The organism is Amycolatopsis roodepoortensis (assembly GCF_014873915.1).
Lineage (GTDB): Bacteria > Actinomycetota > Actinomycetes > Mycobacteriales > Pseudonocardiaceae > Amycolatopsis > Amycolatopsis roodepoortensis.
In genome coordinates, this window is sequence record NZ_JADBEJ010000001.1 from 695649 (window position 1) to 721976 (window position 26328).

The following is a 26328-nucleotide window of genomic DNA, read 5'->3' on the forward strand; positions in this document are numbered from 1 at the left end:
CCGCGAAAGAGCGAGGAATGTCCGGTCTTCTGTCCGGAATTCACAAGAGCGAATCCCGGCGGGCCGGGCCGTCCAACGTCTACTTAGGACGGACGGCCGCCCGAGCGCCCTCGCCGGGGTTCCAGTACGTTGCCGGATATGACCGCGTCGCCGGAGGATGTGCCGGAGCAGGTGCTGCGCACCTCGATCGTGGAGCGGTTGTTCGCTCGTGAAGCCGACCCGCGACCACTGTTCACGCACCAGGACCACAGCGCCGGTGTGGACAGCACGGTCACCTGGACGGAGTTCGTCTCGCGCGTGCGAGTGGTCGCGGGCGCGCTGCGCCAGGTCGCACGGCCGGGTGATCGTGCCGCCGTGCTCACCGGCCAGGACCTGAATTACCCCTTGGCGTTCTTCGGAGCGCTCGCCGCCGGGCTCATCGCCGTGCCGTTGATGGCACCCGGCAGCCCATCCCAGCGAGCCAGGCTCGCCGGTGTGCTGGAGGACAGCGGGGCACGGGTGTGGCTGACCTCTTCGGCCGCGGCCGCGAAGGTGCGCGAAGCGGGCGCGCCGGACCACCTGGTCGTGGTCGACGGACTTTCCGGGCCGGGGGCCGATCCGCTCCCCGTCGCACCGGAAAGTCCCGCGTATCTGCAGTACACGTCCGGGTCGACCCGCGAACCCGCCGGTGCCGTGATCCCGCACCGGGCGGTGGCCGCCGCCTGCTGGCAGGCGAGCCGGGCCTACGCCGTCGACGAGGGCACGACCTGCGCCGGCTGGATCCCGTTCTTCCATGACATGGGCCTGATCCAGCTGCTGTGCCTGCCGGTCCACGCGGGGGCGCGATCGGTGTTCATGTCGCCCGCCGAATTCGTGCACCGTCCGGTGCGCTGGCTGCGTCAGCTCGCCGATCACCCGGCCGTGTTCACCGCCGCGCCGAATTTCGCGTTCGACCTGGCCGTCGAAGCGGCCGGGGAAGCGGGGGACGACCTCGACCTCTCCGACGTCCGGATCGCATTGAACGGCGCCGAGCCGGTGCGGCCGGACACGGTCGCGCGCTTCCTGGAGGCCTTCGGCCCGCACGGATTCCGTGCCGATGCCCACCGCCCGTCCTACGGCCTGGCCGAGGCCACCGTGTACGTCGCGAGCGCGGACGCGGACGGACCGCGTAGCGCGGTGTTCGACCGCGAAGCCCTCGCGCAGGGCCAGGCGATCGAGGTGCCGGAAGGTCAGGAACTCGTCTCGGTCGGCCGGCCGCTCGGCCAGCGGGTCCGGATCGTCCGGGACGGGGTGGCGCAGCCCGACGGCCTCGCCGGGGAGATCTGGATCCACGGGCCGAACGTCGCGGCGGGGTACTGGGGCCGTGGCGACGCCGCCGCGTTCGGCGGCGAACTCGACGGCGTCGCCGGCTGGCTGCGCACCGGTGACCTCGGCGTGGTCCATCGCGGCGATCTCTACATCACCGGCAGGCTCAAGGACCTCATCGTCATCGACGGCCGCAACTTCCACCCGCAGGACATCGAGGCGGTGGCGGGTGAGGCGCATCCGGCGATCCGCCGCGACCGCGTCGCCGCATTCGGTGTCACGGACGAAAGGGGAGAAGGGGCGATGTTGGTAGCCGAATGGGCAAAAAACGCCGACGCGGATGTCAAAGAAGTGACGAGAGTGGTATTGCGCGCCGTTTCCAGGGAACATGATCTGACGCTGCGATCGGTACGTCTGGTTCCCTCCGGTGACCTTCCGCGCACTTCCAGTGGCAAGGTCGCGCGAGCCGCGGCGAGGGCGCGTTATAGTCGGCCCCGTGGGTGATCACCGCGCGGAGGTCGTGAAGGTCGTCAGTGAGACTTTTCGGCTTGATCCCGCCGAAATCGAGTCCGACGCGCCGCTCGAAGAGCTGGGTATCGACTCCAAGGGACGGATAAAACTCCTGTCGGCGCTGGAGATCTACCACGACGTGAGGATCGATCTGGACCAGCTGGACCGGTTCACCGACATCGGGTCGGTGGCCGAAGTGCTCGCAGAGGCACTCGGCGGTAAAGCCGACGGATCCGACGAAAGGCGCTGAAAATAATGAGCGGGGGCTTCACCGCGGCGACCGATGCGCTTTCATCGGCGTCGAAGAACATCGGAAAGCTGACGGAACAGTTGCTCGAAGACAACCCGGATCTGTCGAGCACACCGGTGAACGCGGCGGGCTTCGGCCAGGCGCACGGCGACCACGCGAAGAAGTACACCGACGGGGTGGCGGCGTTGTGGGCGTCGGTCCAGGGGTACAGCACCACGCTCGGCTCGTTCGGCACGAACCTCGGTACCGCGGCCACCTCCTACGGCACCAACGAGGACGAGCAGAAGAACAAGATCACCGAGACGGGGATGCGCTAGTGGCCACCGAAACCACCTGGACCGACGTCAAGGCCGTCCTCGACGACCCGGCCGTTCCCGCCGAGCAGAAGACCAAGCTCATCGGCTCGTGGATGCGGACGCATCCGGCGCCTCCGCCGTGGTCGGCCGACCAGGAGCCCGAGGACATCAAGCGGAAGCGCGAGGAAGCCGAGAAGTACGCGGCCTCCTACAACGCCATGCCGTTCTTCGCCTCGGACGACGTCGGCAAGGTCTACGACGAGGCGAAGAAGGCCGGAGATCAGGCCAGCTTCACGCAGAACGAAGAGACCAAGGCCGTCGACGAAGGCAACAAGAAGCTCGACGGCGTGAAGGAGCCCACCGCGGAGGGCGCCGGGACCAAGACGTCGGACGAGATCTTCGACGCCGCCGCACCGGCGCTCAAGGTCTTCCAAACCTTCGGCTCGCTGCTGGCGAAGGTCCCGGAAGACTGCCGCGGAACCTCTCGCGCGCTCGATTTCGACAAGGACATCCAGAAGCCGTTCGACGAGCAGCGCGGGATCAGTTTCAAGAACTTCGTCGACGACGCCGCGCACTTCAAGACCGGTTCGAAGACCGTGCAGAAGGCCATCGACGACACCGGTTCCCAGCTGACCACGCTGTACGGCACCTGGACCGGGAACGCCGCGGACGCCTCGTCGGACAACTACAACGAGAAGATCCTCCCGAAGGCCAAGAAGCTCTCGCAGACACTGGACAACGCGAGCGAAGCGACGCTGGCCACCACCGCCACGGTGTTCAAACTGTGCAAGGGCAAGGCCGACACGGTGGTCGATCTCTACAAGGAGATCGTCGGCAAAGCGGATTTCGCGATGGCGCAGAAGGTCATCGCCATCGCCGCCGGGGAGAAGAGCGGCAAGGAGGACCTCGGCGCGATCGCGGGCTGGATGGACGTCAATTTCGGCTCCAACCTGGTCCAGCAGCTGAACAACGACGGCTGCTGCGACGACGACGAGTTCAAGAAGGCGGGCCAGAACCTCGCCAAGCAGTGGATCCAGAACCAGTTCATCCCCGAGATGTGGACCATCATCTACGAGGGATTCGCCAAGTCCTGCAAGGAAACCAAGGATTTCGTCAACCAGGCCTACGACGAGCTCGACAAGGTCATGGGCAAGGTCAAGAACGAGTTCGAAGGCGCGGGCGCCGGTGGAGCCGGTGGCACCGGCGGCGGTCCCGGCGGCCCTGGCGGCACGGGAGGCGGGCCAGGCGGAACGGGTGGTGGGCCAGGCGGTCAGGGGCCGGACTTCACCGGCGGCCAGGGTGGCACCGGTGGCGGCCCCGGCGGCTCGGGAACCGGCGGACCTGGCGGTGGGCCGGGTGGCTCGGGAACCGGCGGTCCCGGTGGTGGGCCGGGCGGTTCGGGTCAGGGTCCGGACTTCACCGGCGGCACGGGCGGCACCGGCGGTGGTCCGGGCGGCGGCCCCGAGGGCGGCTCCGGCGGCGGCCCCGGTGGCGGTGGTTCCGGTCCGGGCGGCAGCGGTACCGGTCCGACGGGCGACGTCAAACCCCCGCCGGTCCCGGACGTGAAGATTCCCGAGAGCGGCTCCGGATCTCCGGGTGGTTCCGGCGGTGGTCCGGACACGAACAAGGACCAGACGTCGCCCTCGGGCGTGACCCCGCCGTCGTCGAACGGCGACGAGCAGAAGGCCGCGGCCGAAGAGGCGAAGAAGCAGGCCGCCGCGGCGGCCGAGAACGCGAAGAAGCAGGCGTCCGAGGCGCTGGGCAAGCTGGGCGACGGTCCGGCCGGTGCCGACCTCGGTGGTTCCGGCGGCTCCGGGCCGGGCGGTTCGAGCCCGGGTGGCGGCGGCCCCGGTGGCGGTAGCAACACCGACGCCGCGGCCGAAGCCAAGGCGGCGACAGAGAAGGCGAGCGAGGAAGCGAAGAAGCAGGCTTCCGACGCGCTGAACAAACTGGGCGACGCCCCCGGCGGCATGGGCGACACCGACGGCAAGGACGGTGACTCGAAGGACGGCGAGAAGTCCGCCGACGAGGCGAAGAAGAAGGCGTCGGACGCCTTGGACAAGCTCGACGGCGAGCTGTCCGGCGAAGACAAGCTGACCGGTGACAAGCCCGGTGAGGACGGCGACAAGGCCGAGGACGGCGAACGCGAGACCCTCAAGGTCAAGCAGGGCGACACGACCTTCGAAATGACCGAGCCGGACAAAGACGGCGAGATGGAGATCAAGGTCGGGGACGGTTCCGGGCCCGCCAAGGACTTCAAGCTCGACTGGACCGGTGACGGCGACGAGTCCAAGCTGGGCTCTACTCCGGGTTCGGACGACGGCAAGCCCGACAAGGACGGCGTCCACCGTCCCGGGCCGGACGGCAAGATCCACATCCAGGACGGCGATGTGAAGATCACCGCCGAACGTCCCGACGGTCCCTCCGGGCCGACGGTCGTCACCGTCGACGACGGCACCGGCAAGCCGACCACGTACACCCTCGGCGAGGACAAGCCCTCCACCGACAAGCCCTCCACAGACAAGGCGTCGCACCCGGCGACTCCCGTCACCGGGACGGCGCAGCCCGACTCCAAACCGGCGTTCACCCCGCACCATGGTGGCGGCGGGACCGTCCCCGACGGGATCCGCGCCGGTGACATCGGTGGCGGTGGCGGTGGTGGTTTCGGCGGCGGTGGCGGTGGTGCACCGTCGATGCCCTTCGAGACCGCGAGCCCCGCGACGGGCCAATCGCTCAGCGAAGGCGTGCACACCGGCGGCGGTGGGACCCACCAGCCACAGCCCGTGGCCGCGGGCGCCCCGTCCGCCCCGATGGGCAGCCCGTCGGGCCAATCGTTCGGCGGGGGCGCGATGCCGCCGATGGGCATGGGTGCCGGCGGAGCGGGCGGCCAGGGCGGAGACCAGGAACGGACCAACCGCGCGTACCGGATCGAGGGCGAGGTGTTCGACCAGATCAACGAACCCACCGGCCGGATCACCGGTTCGCTGCTGGACGACGAGGATCAGTCGGTCACCCGCAAGCGGTGAGCCGGGTCAGGGGAGAACAGATGAGCGCCGATGACACCGCCGCCATGAAGGCGACCCTGGACGGCCTGGTCCGCGAGCAGTCGGAGCGCCGGGCACTGCGGGACAAGAGGGCCGACGAGATCAAGGCGAGCTCGCAGGAGTTCATGACCAAACAGGTCGCGACCGCCCAGCGGTACGTCGAGCACCGGCGGGAGCTGGGGCAGCGCAAGACGAAGTCGGGCTGGAGCACCGACCGGTCGCACGCGCGGCCGGGGGCGGCGTCGCCGTTCGAAGACGACCCCGTGGACATGGCGGCTCCCTTCGCTTCGGAGCCGCCTGCCCGCCCGGGACGGGACACGCCCCGTCGCGCTCCCCGCGCCCGCCCGGCACCGGCGGACGACGAGGACGACGCCTTCCTCAACAACCGCTGGCGCGACTGAACGCCATCGGCACGGGTTTGTCCTTGCCGCCCCGGGGTATCCGGGGCGGTGAGGCGAGCCGGAACGAGCCGGCCGGATATCCAGGGCGGATGGGTTCATGGTCGACGTGAAGATGACGGTAGAGGCTTCTCCCGAGCGCGTTTTCGAGGTGCTCGCCGACGGCTGGACGTACGCGGCGTGGGTCGTGGGGGCGTCCCATATCCGTGACGTCGACGCGGGCTGGCCGGCGCGCGGAACACGCATCCACCACTGCGTCGGGACGTGGCCCCTCCTGCTCGACGACGTCACCAAGGTGCACGTCGCCGACCCGCCGAGGCTGCTCGAACTCGACGCGCGGGCCTGGCCCTTCGGTACCGCGCGGATCCGGTTGGAGCTGCGGGAAACCATGCCGGGGACCACGGAGATCCTGATGTCCGAGCAGGCGACCCGCGGGCCGGGACGTCTGCTGCCGGAGGCAGCGCAGGCGCTCTTCCTGGTGCCGCGGAACCGGGAATCCCTGCGCCGTCTCGCGGACCTCGCGAAGGGCCGCGAAGCCGCTCATCCGCCGGCTTGATCCTGGTGGCTCGGCCGCCCGAGCCGGATCCGGTCCCGCGGCGGGTCGAGCGGGCGGCTGTCTCCACGTCGCCCGGCGCGAATGGCGGCGAGCAGTTCCTTGATCGTGGCCGCCGCGTCGTGGCGAGGCCGCCAGCCGAGTTCCGCCCGAGCGCGGCGGGTGTCCACAAGGGACGCTCGATCGGCGAGCCGCAGCCAGGACGGATGCAGTGGTTGCAGGCCGAGCCGCCAGCTCGGCCAGGCCAGCCCGGTCAGCAGCCGCAGCGGTACGGGAATCCGGAACCCGCCCGCCAGTCCGGCGAGGTCGCGGCTGTCGAGGACGGGTTCGCCGGCGAGGTTGAACGCACCGGTCGCGCGGCGGTCGAGGATCGCCCGGATCGCTTGTGCCACATCGTCGGAATGCACGACCTGCATCCGCAGCCCCGGCCACAACGGCACCGGCAGCCATTTGCCGCCGAGCGGCAACGGCGGCGCGAGCGGGCTGAGCAGCCACCCCGAGAACTCGGCCGCGGCGTCCGGCTGCACGACGCCGCACGGGCGGATCCGCGCCACCCCGATCTCCGGATGATCGCGGCAGAATTCGTCCAATTGGGACTCGAAGGCGGCTTTTCCCGCGCTGTAGGCGCTTTCGGGGAGACCGTCGCAGGGCCATTCCTCGTCCACCTCGGCCCAGCGGTCCGCCGGGGTGTAGGCGGCGACCGACGACGCGCACACGATGTGCTTCACGCCGGCGTCGGCGGCAGCGCGCAGGACGTTCGCGCTGCCCGCGAGGTTGGTCCGGCGCATGGCGGGATCGTCGGCGCGCGGGTGGATCGCCCAGGCGAGATGCACCACGGCGTCGGCGCCGCCGAAGACCCCGGTCAGCCGCGGCCAGGCGTCGTTCGCGCCGATGTCCTGCTGGACCCACCGGGCCGACGAGTAGGGCGCGGCGGTCGTGTCGGGGTGTCGGCGTGCCACTCCGAGCACGTCGTGGCCGTCTCCGGCCAGTGCCCGGAGCAACGCGGTCCCGATGTTCCCGCTCGCCCCGGTGACGACGATCTTCATCCGCGAGTCCTCATCGGTAGACGGCGCGGTGCGCGGCACGCACCGTCGCGCGATAGACGGAACCGGCCCAGCCGTCCCTGGCCAGCGCCGCCCTGGCGGCGTTCGATCCGGGCGCGCCGTGCACCGCGCCGCCGGGATGCGCCGACGCGGACGCCAGGAAGAGCCGGTCGATCGGCGTGTCCGCCCGGCCGAGACCGGGGACGGGCCGGAAGAAGAGCTGCTGCTGGATGGCCGCGGTCCCGGCGTTGATCGAACCTTCCACCAGGCTGTGGTTGCCTTCCTCCAGCTCGGCGGGCCCGGCGATCGCCCGGCCCGCGATCAGGCCGCGGAAACCGGGCGCGTGCTTCTCGATGACCTCTTCCATCCGGTCCGCGTACCGGCGCAACCGGGAAGGTGACCAGGGCTCGCCCCTCGGCACATGCGTGTAGGCCCAGGCGGATTCGGTCCCGGCGGGGGAGCGGGTCGGGTCCGCGGTGGTCATCTGCCCGAGCAGCAGGAACGGGTCGTCCGGCACCCGTCCGCAAGCGAGATCGTTGGCGATTCTGGCGAGGCCGTCGAGGTCCGCTCCGATGTGGACGGTGCCGGCCTCACCGACTTCGGCGGCGCTCCACGGGATGGGCGAGGACAGCGCCCAGTCCACTTTGATCGTGGCGTCGTCCCAGACGAATCGGTCCAGATCGGACACCAGCCGCGCGGGAAGATGCGCGGCGCCGACCAGGTCCCGGTAGAGCACCGGAGCGGGTACATCGGCGAGCACGGCCTTGCGGGCACGCACCGGTCGTCCGGCCGCGTCCCGGACACCCACCGCCCGGCCACCCGACAGCGTCACTTCGGTGACCGGCGTGCCGCACACGATCTCCCCGCCCTTGGCGGACAAGCGGTTCACGAGCGCGTCGGTCAGACGGCCCGCCCCGCCTTCCGGCACCGGGAATCCGACGTCCTGGCCGAGCATGGTCAGCAGCCAGCCGAAGACACCGCTCCCGGCCTGGTCCGGGCCGAGGTCGGTGTGCATGGCGTTGCCCGCGAGCAGCAGTCGGGCGCCCTCGCCGTCGAACCTCTCCTTGCCGAGGCCGCGGGCGGTCAGGGTCAGCATCCTCGCCAGCCGGAGCGATTCCGCCGTGCCGAGTGTCTTGAACAGTCGCGCCCCCGACCGCACCGGCGGAAAGGGGCGCACGATCGCGTCGAGCAACGGCTGGCGCAGACGCCGCCAGTTCGCGTGTTCGGCCCGCAGGTTGTCCGCGTCCCGCTCGTCGAATTCCGCCACGGACCGGGCCGTGCGGTCGAGGTCGCGGGACTGCAGGACGTACCGGTCGTCGGGCAGCACATGCGCCAGCACCGCCGGCGCGTGCCGCCACCGCAGGCCGTGATCCTCGAGATCCAGCCCGGCGAGCACCGGCGACGCCGCGCCGAGCGGGTAGAAGGCGCTGTAGACGTCGTTGCGGAAACCCGGTGCGGTGAGCTCCTCGGTCCGTACCGCGCCGCCGGGCTTGGCGGTGGCCTCGATGACCAGGGTGTCCCAGCCGGCGTCGGCCAGGAGATTGGCGGCGACCAGGCCGTTCGGCCCCGATCCGATCACCACGGCGTCGACTTCCATGATCAGGGCATACCCCGGACGGGCGCTTTCAACCCCTGCCGTTCGACTTCGCCTGGATGGCCAGCCACGCCTCGTGCTGCTCTTCGGTCTTGGCCCAGAGGGCGGCCAATTCGCCGGCGCCGAAGTCCTCCACCGGGATACGGAACTCCCGCAGTGTCTCGGCGAACTCGTCGAGAGAGGACAGGGTGTGGCGCTCGCCGTCGCCGCGTTTGATCGTGCGAGCGCGAAGAGCCAGCTCACGGCCGTCGCGGTGGTGCTGCGCCAGCAGCACCTTGGCGAACGGGGAGTCCGGCGACGTGATCTCGGGTCGTTCGGCGTAGTCGGTGACCTCGCGGGGCTCGGTGCGGTAGTCGCAGGAGTCGACCGTGCCACCGGGATGGTGATGCATCCGCCAGGTGCTGTCGTCGAGGCGCTCGATCCGGAACGGCAGTTCTCCTTGCCGGTACGTGCCTTCCCGCATCGGCAGGGGCTCGAGGAACGCGTCGCCGATCCCGGTGTCGGCGAGCCAGGTCTCCCCGTCGACGTCGACCAGCAGGGCGATGTGGTTGCCCCACTGGCCGTCGCCGCGGGTCGAGCGCAGGACGGCGCCCTCCACGACGGTCACCTCGAATCCGGCCGCCCGCAGCAGAACGGCGAGCGCGCCGTTCATCTCGTAGCAGAGCCCGCCCCGGCCGCGGCGCGTGAGCTTGTCGATCAAGGCTTCCTGGTCGAGCGGGAGTGTCCTGCCGAGCTGGAGGTCGAGGTTCTCGTAAGGAACTCGCAACCGCCATGCCCGGTGCAGGTTCCGGAGCGTGGCCGGATCCGGCCGGACGGGCTCGCGGTACTCCAGCCGGTCGAGGAACGCGTCGAGGATCATGGCATCTCCTTGGTTGGATCAACTCTAAAATTATAGTAACTCTAATTTTGAAGTCGATCCAGTATGCTGACCGTCATGACCGAGCCGGTGGGTTTGCGGGAACGGAAGAAATGGCGCACCCGGAAGGTGTTGATCGAGACGGCGTACCGGCTTTTCGAACGGCAGGGCTACGACCTGACGACCACCGCCGAGATCGCCGCGGCCGCCGAGGTGTCCACCGCGACGTTCTTCAACCACTTCGCGACGAAGGAAGACCTCCTTCTCACCGACGACGGCGAACACATCCTGCGCGTGGGCCTGGACGTGCTCGCCGCGCGCGAGGCGGGCGAGAAACCCGGCGGACTTCTGCGGCGCGCGATGCTCGGCATGCTCGCCGAGGCCGGCGCTGGGCTCCGCGATCCGGCCGACGAGCCCGAGCGGATCCGGCTGGAGCTCATCACGTCGGTGCCGTCGTTGCGCGCGACGATGCTGCAACGCGCCTTCGACGCTCAGGAGCGGCTTGCGGCCGCGCTGTGCCAAGCCTGCGAGATCGACGAGGTGGATGCCGCGGCGCTGGTCGGCGCGGCCACCGGGGCGGTCTTCGCCGCCGGGCGAGCGGCCCTCCGCCTCGGGGCTCCGCTGGACGAGGCGATGCGGCGGGCGATCGAGCTCGCGACGGCCTGACCGGGCGGCCTTACGAACGGTGCCAGGCGATCCCGCGGTAGGCGGAGCTGTCCGGCGCGAAACCGTAGCCGATGATGACGGTGCCGTTCGCGTTGATGTGCTGGGCCACGATCGCCGTGATACCGGCAGGTGACGGGAGCAGACGGGGCGTCGCGTCCGCGTCCCAGCGCACCGGCCGCACCGTTCCCTCGCTCACGGACTCGCCGACGACGGTCCCGGCGTCGTCGACGTCGAAACACGTACTGGCGGCGTCCGAAGGCAGGGGCCGGAGCACGGTGGGCCGTCCGTCGCGATCCCAGCGGGCGCCGACGCCGCGCCGGTCCGGCGTCAGGCCCCAGCCGATCGCGACACCCGGCCCGGTGATCCGGACGACCTGTCCCGCGGAGAACTCCGGTTCACCGGTCAGCAGGACGGTGCCTCCGTCGCGGTGCCACACGACACCGTCGCCGAGGATGGCGCCGGAGTCGGTGATCCCGCACGCCGTCGTGCGGCGGGGCGGGGGCAGGGTGCTGATCTTCCCCGAGGACGTCCAGTGCACCGCGGTGCGGACGCCCGAGCCGTTCCTGGCCGATCCGACGACCTCGTCCAGCCCGTTCAGGTCCTGCCCCTGTGTCTCGCCGTCCCCTGGCAGAGTGGCGAGTTCGACGACCTCACCGTCCGGTGCCCAGCGCAGCGCCCGCCAGCGGTGGCCCGGCCACATCGCGTTCCCCAGGATCGACCCGCGCGCGTTCACCCGGCACGCCGTGCCGGACAGCGCCCCGGCGGGGAGTTGGAGCGCGCACACCCGGCCGTCGGGCAGCCAGCACACGGGCCGGAGGTGCTCGCCGGCGACGAGTGAACCCGCCATGACACCCGCGGCGTTGACGCCGACCGCGCGTCCGCCGGAGCAGCCGTCGAGGAGAGGCAGCGGCGTGGGATGCCCGCCGCGATCCCAGCGCGCCGGCCGTGACCCGGACTCGCCCACGATCACCCCGGCGTCGTTCACGCCGTAGGCGCCGGTGCCCTCGCCGCCGGAGAGCGGCCGCAAGCCGACCGCCGTGAAGCCGGGTCCCTCGGGCATCGGATCGGGCACGAGTGGGCAGCCTAGTGCGGCGGCGCACGCGATGGGGAAACTTACACTGACCGGGTGACGTGGCGCTCCACAATGGACCGGTTCACGGGGTGAGCACGATCCGGCCGAACACTTCGCCGTCGTCCATCTTCCGGTGCGCCAGCACGGCTTTTTCCAGCGGCAGCACCTCGTGCACCACCGGACGCAGCCCACCGCGCGCCGCCGCGCCGAAGTGCTCCGCGCTCACCGCCCGCCGATCCGGCTCGGGGATCGAGTCCGCGCTGAAGGCCGCGAACGACAAGGACTTCCGGAAGGTCGCCATCAGCTTCGCGCCGAAATCCGCCGGCGGCATGCCCGCGACCACGCCGACGAGGACCATGCGGCCGTTCGGCTTCAGGCGGTCGAAGAAGGACGGCATGTCCACACCGGACACGATGTCGATGACGACGTCGTACCCCGGCGGCCCGTCCCCTTCACCGGACCGGTCGAGGACGTGGGTCGCCCCCAGTTCGCGCAGGCGCTCGCCGCGTTCGGCCGAGGACGTCGTGACCGCCACCGCGCTCGCGCCACCCTGCGCCGCGAGCTGCACCGTCATGATCCCGATGCTGCCCGCCGCCCCGCGCACGAGCACCGATTCGCCCGGCGCGAAATGGGCGTGGGCGAGCGCGAAATGGGCCACCATGCCGGAAGTCCCGATGGCCACCGCGTCGGTGGCGGGCAGATCGCCGGGAAGCGGGAGGATCCTGTCCGCCGGGACGGCCACCTGTTCGACGTAGCCGCCGCCCTCGCCGGTGAACGTCCAGACCCGCCGCCCGGCCAGGGCCGGATCGACCCCGCCGCCGACCGCCGTGACGGTTCCGGCCACCTCGTTGCCGGGGATGAATCCTTCCTGGAAGCCGCCGAGACCGGCCAGAGCGCCGCTGCGGATCACGGTGTCGACCCCGCCGACACCGATCGCTTCCACGTCGATCAGCACTTCTCCCTCGGCGGGAACGGGGGAGGGGACGTCGATCACGGCAAGGCCTTCGGGGGCGCCGAACGTCCGGATCTCGACTGCGCGCATTTCGTCTCCTGGTCGTCGATCACTGGTCCGGCGGACGTTAACGGACGCCCCCGTCCGTTTTGGCTAAACTGAGAGCGGTGACCGATCATTTGCCTCGGATCCCGCGCTCCGACGCCGTGGACAACCGGGAACGCATCCTCGAAGCGGCTCGCGTGCTGTTCGCCACCGAGGGTCTGAACGTGCCGCTGCGGGAGGTCGCGCGCCGCGCGGGAGTCGGCCCCGCCACGCTGTACCGCCACTTCCCGACCAAGGAGATCCTGGCGACGGAGGCGTTCGCCGAGCAGATGCGCACGTGCCACGCCGTCGTCGACGAAGGGCTCGCGGATCCGGATCCGTGGCGCGGCTTCTGTTCGGTGATCGAGAGGATCTGCGAGCTGCATTCGCGCGACCGGGGCTTCACGGCGGCCTTCGTCTCGGCCTTCCCCAAGGCGGTGGACTTCACCGCGGATCGCGACCACGCGCTCAAGGCGATCGCCGAGCTGGCGGGCCGGGCCAAGGACACCGGGAAGCTGCGCCCCGATTTCGTCCTCGACGACCTGATCCTCATGCTCATGGCCAACAACGGGATCCAGGCCGCTTCGGCGGCCGCGCAGGTGGCGGCGTCCCGCCGGTTCGCCGCGCTCGCGATCCAGGCCTTCCGGGCCGCGCCGGAACGGTCGCCGTTGCCACCGGTGGCACGGCTGGCCCTCGTGCTGCCGGGAGTGACCCGCTGACTCATTTCCTGCGGGCTTCGAGCCCTTCCAGGATGAGGTCGAGGCCGTAGGCGAATTCCTTCGTGTGGTCGTAACCCGGCCGCCGGGCATGCTCGGTGATCACCTCGGCCAGATGCGGGAACTCGTCCCGTGGCAGGCCGTCCAGGATGTCGCCCGCGACGTCCGGGACGTCTTCGCTCAGCGGGAGGTTCGACTCCTGCAGCACGAATCCGCCGATGTAGCTGTCGATGAGCGAGACGGCGTGCACCGCCATCGGGACCGTGAATCCCGCCCGCCGAAGGACACCGAGGACCGCGTCGTGGTGGCGTAGCGTCGCCGGCCCCGGATTCCGCCGGGAGTCCATGAGGCCCAGCGCCCAGCTGTGCCGCGAAAGGACCGCGCGCGCGGACGAAGCACGCGCGCGGATCGCCTCGCGCCAATCGCCGGCGCCTGGGTCCGGCAGCTCTATCGCCGCGAACACCGCGTCGACGACGCCGTCGAGGATCGCGTCCTTGTTCGGCACGTGGTGGTAGAGCGACATGGCCTCCACGCCGAGGTGCTGTGCGACCCGGCGCATCGTCATCGCCTCCACGCCACCGCGATCGGCGACTTCGATCGCGGCCTTCAGTACGCGGTCCCTGGTGAGCGATCGGCGAGGCGGCACGTTGACAACCTTACAGGTGTAAGACAACCTTACGGGTGTAAGGCCATCGAGAGGAGAGACCGATGCCGATGCCGAGATGGTGGGGCCACATCAACAAACGGGTGTTCAACCCCCGTGCGATCGCCCGAGGGAAATATCCGGTGCTGATCCACGTCGGCCGCAGTTCGGGAAAGACCCGCCACACACCGCTCGACGCGCATCCGGTCGACGGCGGCTACCTGTTCATCCCGGTTTACGGCCCGGAGGCGGACTGGGTGCGCAACATCCTGACCGCGGGGGAGGCGCGGCTCCGGATCGACGGACGGGAAGTGGACCTCACCGGCCCGCGCCTCATCGGTGCGGACGAATTCCCCGACGGCGTGACCCGCCCGCCGAAACTGCTCCGCCTCACCGAATTCCTCCGGATGGACCTGAAACCCTGAGAGGACCCTGTGCTCCGTTAGTACCAGGGAGGGAGGTGGCATCGTCCTCCAAGCCGATGCCCCATGTGCCCGCGGCTTCGTAGTTTTGCCGATATGAAACGCACTTCAGTCGTCATGGCCGTGCTTTGCGCGGCAACGCTCGTCACCCCGGCCGTCGCGTCCGCGGCGCCATCGCTGCAGCGGACACTGCAGCGCGATGCCGACACGCTCGTCGCGAACGGGTCGCCGGGCGTGCTCATGGAGGTCAGCACGGCGAAGGGCAGCGTCAAGGTGCGCAGCGGTCACGGCGATCTGCGCACCCGGACCCCGGTGCCGTGGAACGGGCACTTCCGGATCGCCAGTTTCAGCAAGACGTTCCTGTCCGCGACGATGCTCCAGCTCGTCGGCGAGGGGCGGCTTTCCTTGGAGGACAAGGTGGACCGATGGCTGCCGGGGGTGGTGAGCGGGAACGGCAACGACGGCAAGGCCATCACCGTCCGGCAACTGCTGCAGCACACCAGCGGGCTGCACGACTACATGGCGGAACTGGACGTCTTCACCGAGAAGGGTTTCCTGCGTCATCGGTTCGACGAGCTGAGCGCGTCGGATGCGGTGAAGCTGGCGGTCGGGAAGCCGCCGGAGTTCGCGCCGGGGACGAGCTGGGGCTACTCCAACACCAACTACGTGCTCGCCGGGATGGTGACCGAGAAGGTGACCGGGCGGGGCTGGCGGCAGGAGGTCATCGACCGGATCGTCCGCCCGCTGGACCTGCGCGAGACCACCCTGCCGTACACGTCGCCGTTCATCCCGGCACCGCACGCGCGAGGGTACGACCGGTTCGTCGTCGAGGGTTCGAATCCGCCGCAACTCGGACGGCGGGTGGACGTGACGCTGATGAATCCGTCGATGGGCGGGGGAGCGGACGGGTCGATCAACAGCACCACCGAGGACGGCAACAAGTTCCTTCGGGCACTGCTGGGTGGCAAGGTGCTCCCGCCGTCGATGCTGGCCGAGATGAAGAAGACCGTGCCCGCGCCGGGGCTCGGCGAGTACGGGCTGGGCCTCCAGAAGTCGGCGAGTTCCTGTGGTGGCTACTGGGGTCACGGCGGCGCGCTGCCCGGCTACCTGACGGGCAACGGCGTGACCGAGGACGGCAAGCGCAGCGTGATGGTCTCGCTGAACACGCTGACGCCGTACAACCCCGGCGCCCCGCTGCCGGAGGTGCATCCGCTGGAGCCGGTGATCGACCACGCCCTCTGCGGCCGCTGACCCGCCCTCGTGAGTGGTAAGGACGGTTCTAACCGTCCTTACCACTCACGAGGTTCAGCACCGGCGTTTCCCGTGATCGGGCGGACGACACACGTGACTGAATGGACGACACGCGTGATCCGATGGACGACACGAGCGCGGCCGTATCGAAGCGAGCGTGGTGCGGCATTGACGGGCCCGGATCACTCACGAGCCCCAGGACCTCGCCGCCTCCACCAGGGCCTTGACGCACTCCGCGACCGCGGGCCGCGTTTCCCCGTGCGGCTGCACCGCGTAGAGCTGCCGGTGCAGCACCGGTTCGAGCGGGGCGCACACCACCGTCGGCGGCGCGATCGTGGTGGCCATACCCGGCACCAGCGTGACGGCGCCGAGCCCGGCGACGACGGCGAACTGCGTCCCGAATCCGCTGACCGTATGCCGCACGATCGGTTCGATCCCGCGTTCCCGCAGCGTCTGGCGGATCCAGGCGTTCGCCAGCGTTGGCCGGGCCCAGGCGACCCAGATCTCGTCCGCGAGGTCTTCGGCGCGTACCGAATCCGCGCCCGCCAGCGGATGTCCGGCCGGGAGCACGATCATCGCCGAGTCGTCGCGCAGTTCGGTCCAGCGGGTCGCGGGCGGTCGGGTGAGCGGCAGGTTCTCCCAGCTTTCGACGACCACGACGTCGAAGACACCGTCGGCCAGCGCGGGAAGGGCGACTTCGGGTTCGACCTCGTGCAGCCGCGCCTCGATACCGGGATGGCGCACGGCGAGGCCGGTGAGCGCCGGCGCGATGAACGTGTGCACCCCCGACGGAATGGCGCCGATCTCGACGACGCCGGTCGTCTCCCCGGTGAGGGAGTCCAGATCCGCGCGGGCGGCGCGGAGTTCGGCGAGCACCCGGTCCGAGCGCTGCGCCAGCAGTAGCCCCGCCGGGGTGAGCCGCACGCCGCGCCCGTGCCGGACGAGGAGCCCGGTGCCCGCCTCCCGCTCCAGTTTGGTCAGCTGCTGGGAGATCGCCGACGGCGTCACGTGCAGCAGTTCGGCGGCCGCGGCGAGCGATCCCCGCCGCCATACCGCGTGCAGCATCCGCAGCCGTTCCACATTGGACAGATCGCCACTCATTAGCCGAGCTTAACCGTCGGGGTAAGAGGATCTCGCTGGTCCTGTCCGCCGCCGTGCGATCGAATCGAAGGCATGCGGCACACCGGATTCTTCGTCGATCCGAGGACACAGGGAGTCCTCGGCGCCCTCGCGATCGCCCTCTCCGCCCCCCTCGTCGCGCTGTCCGGGGTCAGCTCGACGACGGCGACGTTCTTCCGCTGCCTGTTCGCGTTGCCGATCCTCGTGGTCCTGGCGCGTTCCCGGGAGCGGGGGCGGCGCCCCACCCCGGCCGCGCGGCGACGCCACGTGCTGGCGGGTGTCCTGCTCGGCGTCGACATGGTGCTGTGGAGCGAGGCGATCCTCTCCGTCGGCGCCGGAGTCGCCACGGCGCTGGTCAACGTCCAGGTCGTCCTCGTCCCGCTGGCAGGACTGCTGTGGTTCGGCGAGCGGCCGCCGCGGGCGTTCTGGCTGTCCATCCCGGTGATGCTGGCGGGGACCGCGCTGGCGGGCGGGCTGGCGGACGGCGGTGCCGCGGGCAGCGATCCCTGGTACGGCACGGTCATGGCGGTGCTGGCCGGAGTCGCGTACGCCGGTTACCTGATCCTGTTGCGCCGCGCCGGATCCGACGGCGGCGGGCGCACGACGATGCTCGCCACCGCGACCGCGGCGTCGGCGAGCGTGGGCGGCCTTTCGGGCCTGTTTGCCGGAAACCTCGACGTCACGCCGCCGGTTTCGGCGTTGCTGTGGCTGTTCGTGCTGGCCGTGACCGGCCAGGTGCTCGGCTGGCTCCTGATCGGACGCGCGCTGTCCGCCCTTCCCGCGAGCGGCGGGTCCGCCGTGCTGATGCTGCAACCCGCCGCCGCGATCCTGTTCGGCGCCGCCCTGCTCGGCCAGTGGCCGACCCCGCTGCAGCTGGCGGGTTGCACGCTCGTCGTGGCCGCGGTGGGGGTCGTGTCGTTCCTCGGCGGCCGGTCGTCAGGGAACGACCAGCACCGGCCAGTGCCCGGTCCTGATGAGCTTGGTCGCGACCGACCCCGCGAACCGGTGACCGGCCTGCTGTGAGGCGCCGACCACGACGGTGTCGACCTTGCCGCGGTCGGCGGTGTCGCGGAGCACGGTGTTCGGATCGCCGTAGGTCTTCAGGAAGCTGACCGGCACTTCCAGTTCTTCGGCGGCCTCGCGGATCTGCTCGCGGATCTCTTCGTAGAGCTGCACCGCGGTGTCGTGTTCCATCGTCGCCGCGACCGCGGGACCGAGCGCCGGACGGCAGACGAAGGCGACGATCAGCCTGCCGCCCTCGCGTCGTGCCATGCCGAAGGCGAAGGCGGCCGCCCGCATCGCCGTGTCGGAGCCGTCGACCCCGGCCAGGATGGCCCGCCCCGGATGGGGCCGGGGCGGGCCGAAACGCTCCACAGTGGACTCGAAGGCCCCGGCGGCGTTCTCGTTCATCGCGCGACCGGCGCTTCCGACGGTGTCTCCACGTCGAGCGTGGTGCGCAGGGTGAGCGGCTTGAGCAGCAGCGCCGCGATCACGCCGACGACACCCACCGCCGCGGAGATCAGGAAGATGTGCGCGGTCGCGTCGCCGTACACGGTGTGCACGATCGTCTGGACATCCGGCGGCAGGGCCTTGAGGTTCAGCGCGCTGACGCTGCCCGTCGACGCACTCCCCGCCGGCACGTGCAGCGCGGTGGACAGGTCGGCGGTGACCCGGTTCGCGAGCACCGCGCCCAGCACCGAGACGCCGATGGTGCCGCCGAGCGACCGGAAGAACGTGACCGAAGCGCTGGCGGCGCCCAGATCCCGCAACGGCACGGTGTTCTGCACCGCGAGGACGAGGTTCTGCATCGTCATGCCGACACCGACGCCGACGATCGCCATCGCGACACCGACCAGCCACAGCGGCGAGGCGTGGTCGACGGTGCCCAGCCCGAGGAAACCGATCACCAGGGTGATCGTGCCCGCCACGATGTACGGCTTCATCCGTCCGGTGCGGCTGATCAGGCGCCCGGACACGGTCGAGGAGACGAGCACGCCGCCCATCAGCGGAATGGTCAGCAGTCCGGCTTCGGTGGGGGAGTAGCCGCGGCCGACCTGGAAGTACTGGCCGAGGAACACAGCACCGCCGAACATCGCCATGCCGACCGCGAGGCTCGCGATGATCGCCAGCGCCGGGGTCCGCCGGGTGATGATGTGCAGCGGGACGACGGGTTCGCGGACCTTCCGTTCCACCAGCACGGCGAAGGCGAGGAGCACGGCGCCGCCCACCACCATCACGGCCGTCTGCCACGACAGCCAGTCGAAGCTGTTGCCGACGAAGGAGACCCAGATCAGCAGGACGCTCACACCCGCCGCGATCAGGCCCGCGCCGAGGTAGTCCACCTGGACGCCTTCCCGGCGCACGGTCTCCAGCTTCAAGGTCCGCTGCAGCACGATGAACGCCGCCACCGCGATCGGCACGCCGACGAAGAAGCACCAGCGCCAGCCGAGCCACGGCACGTCCACGATCAGGCCGCCGAGCAGCGGCCCGCCGACGGTGGCGACCGCCATGACCGCGCCGAGGTAACCGTTGTAGCGGCCGCGTTCCCGCGGCGGGATGATCGCCGCGATCACGACCTGGACCAGCGCCTGAAGACCGCCCACGCCGATGCCCTGGAACGCGCGGGCGGCGATCAGCTGCCCGGTGTTCTGGCTGAATCCGCTGATCATCGAACCGATCACGAAGATCACGATGGCGATCTGGACCAGCGTCTTCTTGTTGAACAGGTCGGCGAGTTTGCCCCAGATCGGTGTGGTGGCCGTCGCCGCCAGCAGGGTGGCCGTGACCACCCAGGTGTACTGCGTCTGCGAGCCGTTCAGCGAGCCGATGATCAACGGCAGGGCGGTCGACACGACCGTCGAGCTGATCATCGCCACGAGCAGCGCGAGCAGCAGACCGGACAGCGATTCGAGCACCTGGCGGTGCCCCATCGCCCCTGGCGGTGCCTCCGCCGTCGTTCCCTCGGTCTTCATGGCGTCCTTTCGAGCGGCAATGTTGCTCATTGTGCAAACTTGCACAGTGGGAACTTTATTCCCCTCGCTACGCTGTCCTGGTGGACACCCTCGACACGTTGCGCACCCGCAAGAAGGCGGCGACGCGGCAATCGCTGCACGAGGCCGCGCTCCGGCTGGCGATGGAGCACGGGCTGGACGGGGTGACCGTCGAGGACATCGCCGACGCGGTGGGCGTGTCCCGGCGGACGTTCTCGAACTACTTCGCGAACAAAGAGGACGCGATCCTGCATGCCGACCGGGACCGCACCGGTCTGCTCGTGTCGTTGGTCGAGGGCAGGCCGCCGGGCGAGAAGCCCTGGCAGGCGCTGCGGGCGGCGTGCCGCGAGCTGTACCGGGCGCACCCCGTCCCCGACCGCGAATGGGTGGCGCAGCTACGGCTGCTGCGGCGGCATCCGTCGCTGCTCGCGCGGCAGGCGGGCGACCAGTTCGCTCTCGAACGCGACCTGATCGCTGTGCTGCTCGCCAGGGGGCACGGCCTGGATCAGGAGCTGGCCAGGCTCACCGCGGCGACCTTCCTTGCCACGTTGCGGACGGGGAACGTCCTGTGGCTGGAAGGCCCGGAGGAGCAGTCGCTTCCCGAGCTGGTCGACCGGTTGCTTGGCCGCGTTCAGCTCCGGTGACCGCCTCAGATCGAGCCGGTGCGCAAGGCGAAGGCGACGGCGTGCGTGCGGTTGTGCAGGCCGTATCGCGACATCACCCGCTGGAGGACGTTCTTCACCGTGCTCTCCGAATAGGCGAGTTTGGCCGCGATCTCTTCCGTGCCATGGCCGTCGGCGAGCAGGCGGAGTACTTCTCGTTCCCGCCCGGACAGGCCGGACAGCGCGAGCCCGTTGGGCGCCAGCAGGTCTTCCTGGATCCGTTCGAGCTGGGAGAGCAGGCTGCCCTGCAGGCGCGGCGGCAGCGCGCCCGCGCCCTGGCTGACCGCGAGGATCGTCCGCGCCAGATGCTCGCCGTCGAGATCGCGCCGCGGCAGCAGTGCGGCCATCCCGCATTCGATCGCCGTCATCAGCACCTGGACGGGGAAATGGTCGGTGACGATCACGCATCTCCGTGGCGTCGCCAGTGACGACGCGGCGCGGACCTGGCGCAGGAAGGCGAAAGCGCCGTCGCCGATCGAATCCCCGACCGTGACGACGACTTCGGCGGACCCGAGGTCGGTACCGGACAGCACGTCCAGCCGGTCGTCGGCGCCGAGGATGCTCGTCGTGCCGAGCCCGGCCAGCAGATCCGGGGCGTACACGGCGACTCTGACGCGATCGGTCCTCCTGCTGATCTTCTCCCCGTGAATCATGCGAAGTCCCCGTCCGAAGCACCAGCATTAATAGCTATTGCGGTACTTAGAAGCTATAACCTTACAACGTTGTACGTCAACCACGTCGCTGGCAAGACGTGTGACAGGCGGGAAAGGTTCACCGGGCCGTGAGGTCGTCCAGTTCGTCCGCGATCAGCAGGTCGGGGTCGAACTTCATCCCGGTGAAGTGGCCGGCGAGTTCGAGTGAGAGCACGCCGTGCAGGCGGGTCCAGAAGGCGATCGCGCGGTGCAGCGCCGAGGACGGGGCGGGGTCGTCGCCCGCCCAGTCGCGATGGCCGTCCAGATGCTTGTCGAACGGGGTTTCCGGCTTGTCCACGGTGATCGCGCGGCACGCTTCGAGCAGCACGGCCATGACCTCGCTCGAGATGGCGGTGGTGTCCTCGGGCGCGTGGTAGCCGGGGACGGGCGTGCCGTAGATGAGGAAATAGCGCTGCGGGTCGCTCCGGGCCCAGTCCCGGATGGTGACGGCGAGCCCGGCCAGATCGGCGCCGCCGTCGAACGCCGCGCGGACGGTGTCGGCGAGGCTCCGGTACGCGTCGCGGATGAGCGCGGTGATGAGATCGTCGCGGCTGGCGAAGTACCGGTACAGGGCGGGGCCGCTCATCCCGACCTGTTTGGCGATCGCGTTGAGGGACAGCGCGGGCACCCCGGCGGCGGCGATCTGCTCCCACGCGTGCTGCTTGATCTCCGCGCGCACCTGGTCGCGATAGCGCTCCCGCGGGCTCTTCCCGTCCGCGTCCGTCATCGGTCCTCCCGCTCTGTCGGCCCGAAGCTTAGTCGGCGCTCCGCGGGCAGGAGCGCCAGTTCGGCCGAGGCCTGCTCGCGCAGCGCGCCGAACGACGGCCCGGCGGAGAGGTCCACGGCCATGGCGAGGCACTCCCTGGCTTCCTCGAAGGCACCGGCCTCCCGCCAGGCCCGCCCTTCACGGAAGGCGCAGGTCGCCTCCAGCGCGTCGAAACCGCCTTCCCACGCGAGCCACCGGCCGGTGCGGTAGTGGCCCGCCGCCTCCCGCCATTCGGCGAGATCACCGAGCACGTCGCCGATGGCGCGCAGGGTCAAGGCCTTCAGTAGCCGGTGGAAAGCGGGATACGTGTCGCCCGACAGCCGCTCGGCGTCGGAAAGCACGGCCCGGTGCACGGCGAGCGCTTCGGCGTGCCGTCCGGCGTTGAGCAGCGCGCGCCCGTAGACGTTCCGCGCCGTGGTTTGCCCGTCCCAGAACGGAAGTTCGCCCGCCAGTTCGTACCCGCGCTTCGCGAACTCGAACGCTTCGTCGTCCTTTCCGGTCAGCCGCAGGACCTGGCCGAGGTAGATGGACGCCCAGGTCTGCTCGACGCGGTCGCCGATCCCGGTGGCGATGTCCAGCGCGCGGCGGTGCGCCGCCACGGCACCCTCGTCGTCGCCGAGACAGACGCTGGCGGCCCAGCCGACGAAGTTGAGCAGCTTCGCCTCGGCTCCGTCGTCGCCGAGCGCGTTCGCCGCGGCCGCGCCGAGCGAGAAGATCTCCCACCACGGCCGCTGGGCGCTCCGCCCGTCGGAGTACCAGTGCAGCGCGACGGCGAGGTCCCGGACCTCCCGGTGGAGACCCTTCCGTGCCGCGATCCGGTGCGCGGCGACCCAGTTCCCGCCTTCGACGTCCAGCCAGCGGGCGCTTTCCTCCCGTGAGCCGAAGCGGCCGTTCTCCGGTGCTCCGGGGTAGAACAGCCTGGCCGCTTCCGCCGCCTTGCCGAGCAGATGGGCGAGCACGGTGTCCCGCGCGGCCGGTTCCCCCTCGGCCTCGAACCGTTCTTCGGCGAACAAGCGGATCAGGTCGTGGAACTGGTGCCGTTCCGGCTCCGCCGTGCTCTGCAGGAGGCTGGCGTCGACGAGTTCGTCGAGCTGGTCACGGACGTCGGCGGGTGGCGCGCCGGAGACGACGACCGCGAGTTCGAGGCCGAAGTCGGCGCCGGGCACGGTCGCCAGCAGCCGGAACAGCCGCCGGGCCTCGGCCGAGACCGCGCGATAGGACAGGTCGAAAGCCGAGCGCAGCCGCAGATCGCCCGCCGCGAGCGCGCGCAGCCGGGTGCTTTCGTCGCGCAGCCGGTCCGCCAGGTGGGCCAGGGACCACTGCGGCCGGGTGGCGAGCCGGTTGCCCGCGATCCGGAGCGCGAGCGGCAGATATCCGCACAGCTCGGCGAGTTCGCGTGCCGCGGCGGGCTCCGCGGCTACCCGGTCGGCTCCGACGATCTTGGCGAGCAGGCCGGTCGCGCCCTCGTCCGAAAGCGCTTCGAGCGCGAGCCACCGGGCGCCTTCGAGCCCGGCGAGCGTCCGGCGGCAGGTGATCAGGGTGAGGGAGCCGGGCCCGGTGACCAGCAGCGGCCGGAGCTGCGCCTCGTCGGCCGCGTTGTCGAGCAGCAGCAAGACCTTGCGGCCTTCGAGCAGCATCCGCAGCAACGCCGACCGTTCGGCTTCGGAGGCGGGCACCTGCCCCGGCGCGACGTCCAGCGCGCGCAACAGCCGGTCGAGCGCGGTCCCGGCGCTGAGCGGCTGTTCGTCCATCCCGCGCAGATCCACCGCGTAGCCCCCGTCCGGGAACTCCGCGCGCCACAGATCCGCGGCGGTCACCGCGAGCGCCGTCTTCCCGACCCCGGCCTGTCCGACGATCGCGACCACGCCACCACCTTCGGCGACCTTCGCGGACAGCTGCTCCAGCTCGCTTTCGCGGCCGGACAGATCCGCGGTGGGCGCGGGCAGCGCGCAGGTCGCCGCGATCTGGGCGGCCAGCGCCGGATTCCGGCGACGTCCCTGTTTGGCGACGGTCAGGAAGAACTCCCGGTCGCCGCCGGTCAGGCCGAGCGCGTCGGCCAGCACCTCGGCGGAGCGTTGCTGGGCGGCCCGCGCGCGGCCGCGTTCCAGTTCGCGCAGGGCACGAACGCTGATACCGGAGGCCTCGGCCAGGCGCCCCTGCGTCCACCCCGCGGCACGACGGTGTTCGAGCAGGAGCTTGCCGAACACCGACCGCTTCTCGTTCGCCTCCACCGCGGCCCATTCAACCGGCAGGCTTCCGGCGTCGAAAAGCTGCCCCCTGCTTCCGCTTGTCCGGCCTTCTCGGGGGCCGGTTACCTGGAAGGCATGTCGACGATCATGACGACGCCGGTCCGCCCGGTGCTCCGGGCCGAGAAGATCCGGGTCGCCGTGCACGCCGCCGACCCGCTCGTGCGGGCGGGACTGCGCAGCGCGCTCGGCGACGGGCCCGGCATCAGCCTGCGCGACGACCCGGAGCAGGCCGACGTCCTCGTCGCGGTCGCCGACGACGACCCGCGGCGGATCCCGGCCGGGTCCGCGCGGCTGGTGCTGGTGGCCGATCAGCCCAACCAGGCCGAACTGTGGGCCGCGGTGGAACGCGGGCTCGCCGTCGTCGTCGCGCGCTCCGAGGCGACGCCGGCGCGGCTGCTGCGCGCGGTCGCCGACGCCCACGCCGGCCGTGGCGATCTGCCCGCCGAGCAGCTCGGCAGCCTGCTCCGGGGGATTTCGCGGCTGCACAAGGAAGTTCTCGAGCCCCGCGAGCTCACGCTCAGCGGTCTGTCGCCCCGCGAGACCGAAGTGCTCCGCCTGCTCGCGGAAGGATTCGACACCGGGGAGATCGCCCGCCGGGTGGCCTACTCCGACCGGACCGTGAAGAACATCCTGCACGGCCTGCTCAGCCGGTTCAATCTGCGCAACCGCACCCATGTCGTGGCGTACGCGCTGCGTGAGGGGCTCATCTGAGCATTTTCAGATGACCCCTTCCCGGATCGCGTAGGCCACCGCGTGCGACCGGTTCCGCAGGCGCAGCCGGTCGGTGACCGCGTAGATGACGTTCTTCACCGTTCGCTCCGAATAGGCGAGTTCGGTGGCGATCTCCTGCGTGTCGAGCCCGTCGGCCATCAGGCGGAGGACGTCGATCTCCCGCGAGGAGAGCGCCACCCCGGAGGGCGACTCCGGCGCGAGCGTCTCCCGGTGCAGCCGCTCGGCGTGTTCGGCGAGCCTGCCGAGCAGATCCCGCGGCGGGTACACGGTGCCCGACGCGGCGACCCGGACGCTGTCGGCCACGCGGGAGTCGGTCATCGCCGACCTCGGCAGGATGGCGACCACCCCGCAAGCCACCGCCGTCGCGAGGCCGCCTTCCTCGATCCGGTCGGTGACCAGCACGATCGGCCTGCCGATTTCGGCGGTGACCGCACGCAACGCGGTGACCGCGTCGGCGGAAAGCCGGTCGAACGCGGCGACGACGACATCGGTTCGGTCCGGCGCCCGGCCCTCGACCACCTGCACGGACGCGCGCGCCTCGAGGAGGTCGGCCATCCCGGCCTTCGTGATGGGGTCCAGTGCGCAGACGCTCACCCGGACTGGTCGCATGTGTCCCTCTTATGTCCACTGTGGATCTTCGATTTGTCAAGAGCCGCAGGGACAAAAAGCGTTGCCCGCATGAGCGAGCGGAGCTCTTGTACGGTGGGATCCGGGTAGCGGCCCGCCTCGGGTGACCCCCACACTCTGATGGCGGGTCGCTTCCTTTCGTGCGGCTCGTGGCGATTCTCGCCCGCCGCGAACAGCCCCGGCAACGCGTTCGCCCGCCTCCTGCTTTCCCCGCCAACCGAGACTGGCCGAAGGGGCAAATTCGGCCCTGACCTGCGGTGACGCCACTTTGGCGCCCTTTGGCGCCAAGTTGGCCTTGCAATGGCGCCACGATGGTGCCATGATGGCATCATGGATTTGACGCCCTTTGTGGACAACGTTCGCCGGGAACTCGCCGTCGCCGCCGAGGCTGGGGGAGCCGAGGCGAGCGCACTCGCCGAACGCCTGACCGCGCCGCTGGCGTCGGCCATTCGTCTCGCGCTGCTGGACGCGCTGTCCGCCGCGTCGGACGAGATCACCCGTGATCTCGCGCCGGGTTCGGTCGAGGTCCGGTTGCGTGCCGGGGAAGCCAGCTTCGCCGTCACGCTGCCCGCGGTCGAACAGGCCGAGGCGGTCGCGGCCGCCGCGCCGGAGCCGCTGCCTGAAGACGAAGGAGCCACCGCGCGAATCAACTTCCGGCTTCCGGAAAACCTCAAGACACGCGTCGAGGAAGCGGCGGCCGCGCAAGGCCGTTCGGTCAACGCGTGGCTCGTGCGCGCCGCGTCCGCGGCGTTGAACCCGTCGGAGCCGTCCGCGCCGCCCGCCCCGGTGAGCGGCGGTCGTCGCGGCGCGCAGCGCTACACCGGCTGGGTCAGCTAGACCCCGTACACCAGCACAAA

General features: G+C 70.5%; 27 protein-coding genes. 14 read left to right on the top strand and 13 right to left on the bottom strand.

Going from position 1 to position 26328, the window contains the following annotated elements:
• Positions 1-138: 138 nt before the first annotated feature.
• From H4W30_RS03360 to H4W30_RS03385, 6 genes are all read left to right on the top strand, one after another.
• Complete coding sequence (locus tag H4W30_RS03360; protein ID WP_192741438.1) at positions 139-1788, top strand: fatty acyl-AMP ligase; 1650 nt, start codon at positions 139-141, stop codon at positions 1786-1788.
• Entirely contained in the window at positions 1781-2044 is a 264-nt protein-coding gene (locus H4W30_RS03365; RefSeq protein ID WP_007030132.1) for an acyl carrier protein, read from the top strand. The genes H4W30_RS03360 and H4W30_RS03365 overlap by 8 nt, the downstream gene beginning before the upstream one ends.
• Before the next feature lie 5 nt (positions 2045-2049).
• Positions 2050-2361, top strand: a complete 312-nt coding sequence (locus H4W30_RS03370) for a hypothetical protein (RefSeq protein WP_192741439.1) — start codon at positions 2050-2052, stop codon at positions 2359-2361.
• Complete coding sequence (locus H4W30_RS03375) at positions 2361-5366, top strand: WXG100 family type VII secretion target (protein WP_192741440.1); 3006 nt, start codon at positions 2361-2363, stop codon at positions 5364-5366. The genes H4W30_RS03370 and H4W30_RS03375 overlap by 1 nt, the downstream gene beginning before the upstream one ends.
• Before the next feature lie 20 nt (positions 5367-5386).
• Positions 5387-5785 carry a hypothetical protein gene (locus tag H4W30_RS03380; protein WP_192741441.1) on the top strand — a complete coding sequence of 133 codons (399 nt, stop codon included), beginning with the start codon at positions 5387-5389 and terminating at the stop codon, positions 5783-5785.
• Positions 5786-5882: 97 nt separating this feature from the next.
• Entirely contained in the window at positions 5883-6338 is a 456-nt protein-coding gene (locus tag H4W30_RS03385; protein ID WP_192741442.1) for an SRPBCC family protein, read from the top strand.
• Here H4W30_RS03385 and H4W30_RS03390 read toward each other — a convergent pair.
• The 3 genes from H4W30_RS03390 to H4W30_RS03400 are packed head-to-tail and all read right to left on the bottom strand — an operon-like array spanning position 6323 to position 9831.
• Complete coding sequence (locus tag H4W30_RS03390; RefSeq protein ID WP_192741443.1) at positions 6323-7381, bottom strand: NAD-dependent epimerase/dehydratase family protein; 1059 nt, start codon at positions 7379-7381, stop codon at positions 6323-6325. The genes H4W30_RS03385 and H4W30_RS03390 overlap by 16 nt on opposite strands.
• Before the next feature lie 10 nt (positions 7382-7391).
• Positions 7392-8975 carry a phytoene desaturase family protein gene (locus tag H4W30_RS03395; protein WP_192741444.1) on the bottom strand — a complete coding sequence of 528 codons (1584 nt, stop codon included), beginning with the start codon at positions 8973-8975 and terminating at the stop codon, positions 7392-7394.
• 28 nt (positions 8976-9003) lie between these two features.
• Positions 9004-9831 carry an arylamine N-acetyltransferase family protein gene (locus H4W30_RS03400; protein ID WP_225948744.1) on the bottom strand — a complete coding sequence of 276 codons (828 nt, stop codon included), beginning with the start codon at positions 9829-9831 and terminating at the stop codon, positions 9004-9006.
• Positions 9832-9906: 75 nt separating this feature from the next.
• Here H4W30_RS03400 and H4W30_RS03405 point away from each other — a divergent pair, with 75 nt between their 5' ends.
• Positions 9907-10494 carry a TetR/AcrR family transcriptional regulator gene (locus H4W30_RS03405; RefSeq protein WP_192741445.1) on the top strand — a complete coding sequence of 196 codons (588 nt, stop codon included), beginning with the start codon at positions 9907-9909 and terminating at the stop codon, positions 10492-10494.
• A gap of 10 nt (positions 10495-10504) precedes the next feature.
• On the opposite strand, the gene H4W30_RS03410 is transcribed toward H4W30_RS03405, so the two are convergent.
• The gene (locus tag H4W30_RS03410; RefSeq protein ID WP_318780521.1) at positions 10505-11566 is read right to left on the bottom strand and encodes a hypothetical protein; all 1062 of its coding nucleotides are present in this window, start codon (positions 11564-11566) and stop codon (positions 10505-10507) included.
• An 82-nt stretch (positions 11567-11648) separates the two neighbouring features.
• Entirely contained in the window at positions 11649-12608 is a 960-nt protein-coding gene (locus H4W30_RS03415) for a zinc-dependent alcohol dehydrogenase family protein (RefSeq protein ID WP_192741446.1), read from the bottom strand.
• Positions 12609-12685: 77 nt separating this feature from the next.
• On the opposite strand from H4W30_RS03415, the gene H4W30_RS03420 reads away from it, so the two are divergent.
• A complete protein-coding gene (locus H4W30_RS03420; protein WP_192741447.1) occupies positions 12686-13321 on the top strand; it encodes a TetR/AcrR family transcriptional regulator in 636 nt (211 codons plus the stop codon).
• Between the two features lies 1 nt (position 13322).
• Here H4W30_RS03420 and H4W30_RS03425 read toward each other — a convergent pair whose 3' ends face one another.
• A complete protein-coding gene (locus tag H4W30_RS03425; RefSeq protein WP_192741448.1) occupies positions 13323-13964 on the bottom strand; it encodes a TetR/AcrR family transcriptional regulator in 642 nt (213 codons plus the stop codon).
• 62 nt (positions 13965-14026) lie between these two features.
• Between H4W30_RS03425 and H4W30_RS03430 the strand changes: the two genes are divergently transcribed.
• Positions 14027-14386, top strand: a complete 360-nt coding sequence (locus tag H4W30_RS03430; protein WP_192741449.1) for a nitroreductase/quinone reductase family protein — start codon at positions 14027-14029, stop codon at positions 14384-14386.
• A 93-nt stretch (positions 14387-14479) separates the two neighbouring features.
• Positions 14480-15634, top strand: a complete 1155-nt coding sequence (locus tag H4W30_RS03435) for a serine hydrolase domain-containing protein (protein ID WP_192741450.1) — start codon at positions 14480-14482, stop codon at positions 15632-15634.
• A 186-nt stretch (positions 15635-15820) separates the two neighbouring features.
• On the opposite strand, the gene H4W30_RS03440 is transcribed toward H4W30_RS03435, so the two are convergent.
• Complete coding sequence (locus H4W30_RS03440) at positions 15821-16735, bottom strand: LysR family transcriptional regulator (RefSeq protein ID WP_192741451.1); 915 nt, start codon at positions 16733-16735, stop codon at positions 15821-15823.
• Between the two features lie 72 nt (positions 16736-16807).
• Here H4W30_RS03440 and H4W30_RS03445 point away from each other — a divergent pair, with 72 nt between their 5' ends.
• Positions 16808-17776: a DMT family transporter gene (locus H4W30_RS03445; RefSeq protein WP_192741452.1), complete on the top strand. Its 969-nt coding sequence runs from the start codon at positions 16808-16810 to the stop codon at positions 17774-17776.
• Here H4W30_RS03445 and H4W30_RS03450 read toward each other — a convergent pair.
• Both H4W30_RS03450 and H4W30_RS03455 read right to left on the bottom strand, forming a co-directional pair.
• A complete protein-coding gene (locus tag H4W30_RS03450) occupies positions 17690-18163 on the bottom strand; it encodes a universal stress protein (protein WP_192741453.1) in 474 nt (157 codons plus the stop codon). The genes H4W30_RS03445 and H4W30_RS03450 overlap by 87 nt on opposite strands.
• A complete protein-coding gene (locus H4W30_RS03455; RefSeq protein ID WP_192742406.1) occupies positions 18160-19725 on the bottom strand; it encodes an MDR family MFS transporter in 1566 nt (521 codons plus the stop codon). The genes H4W30_RS03450 and H4W30_RS03455 overlap by 4 nt, the downstream gene beginning before the upstream one ends.
• A gap of 80 nt (positions 19726-19805) precedes the next feature.
• Between H4W30_RS03455 and H4W30_RS03460 the strand changes: the two genes are divergently transcribed.
• Entirely contained in the window at positions 19806-20387 is a 582-nt protein-coding gene (locus tag H4W30_RS03460; protein WP_192741454.1) for a TetR/AcrR family transcriptional regulator, read from the top strand.
• Positions 20388-20392: 5 nt separating this feature from the next.
• Here the strand turns inward: H4W30_RS03460 and H4W30_RS03465 are convergent, their stop codons facing one another.
• The 3 genes from H4W30_RS03465 to H4W30_RS03475 form a co-directional block, all read right to left on the bottom strand.
• A complete protein-coding gene (locus H4W30_RS03465) occupies positions 20393-21058 on the bottom strand; it encodes a helix-turn-helix transcriptional regulator (RefSeq protein WP_192741455.1) in 666 nt (221 codons plus the stop codon).
• A 118-nt stretch (positions 21059-21176) separates the two neighbouring features.
• Complete coding sequence (locus tag H4W30_RS03470; RefSeq protein ID WP_192741456.1) at positions 21177-21824, bottom strand: TetR/AcrR family transcriptional regulator; 648 nt, start codon at positions 21822-21824, stop codon at positions 21177-21179.
• Entirely contained in the window at positions 21821-24094 is a 2274-nt protein-coding gene (locus H4W30_RS03475) for an ATP-binding protein (protein ID WP_192741457.1), read from the bottom strand. The genes H4W30_RS03470 and H4W30_RS03475 overlap by 4 nt, the downstream gene beginning before the upstream one ends.
• A gap of 93 nt (positions 24095-24187) precedes the next feature.
• Between H4W30_RS03475 and H4W30_RS03480 the strand changes: the two genes are divergently transcribed.
• Positions 24188-24823, top strand: coding sequence for a helix-turn-helix transcriptional regulator (locus H4W30_RS03480; RefSeq protein WP_192741458.1), 636 nt, complete (start codon positions 24188-24190; stop codon positions 24821-24823).
• Positions 24824-24829: 6 nt separating this feature from the next.
• Here H4W30_RS03480 and H4W30_RS03485 read toward each other — a convergent pair whose 3' ends face one another.
• On the bottom strand, positions 24830-25399 hold the full coding sequence (locus H4W30_RS03485) for a helix-turn-helix transcriptional regulator (RefSeq protein ID WP_225948992.1): 570 nt from the start codon (positions 25397-25399) through the stop codon (positions 24830-24832).
• Between the two features lie 402 nt (positions 25400-25801).
• Here H4W30_RS03485 and H4W30_RS03490 point away from each other — a divergent pair, with 402 nt between their 5' ends.
• The gene (locus tag H4W30_RS03490; protein ID WP_225948746.1) at positions 25802-26308 is read left to right on the top strand and encodes an Arc family DNA-binding protein; all 507 of its coding nucleotides are present in this window, start codon (positions 25802-25804) and stop codon (positions 26306-26308) included.
• Positions 26309-26328: the final 20 nt, after the last annotated feature.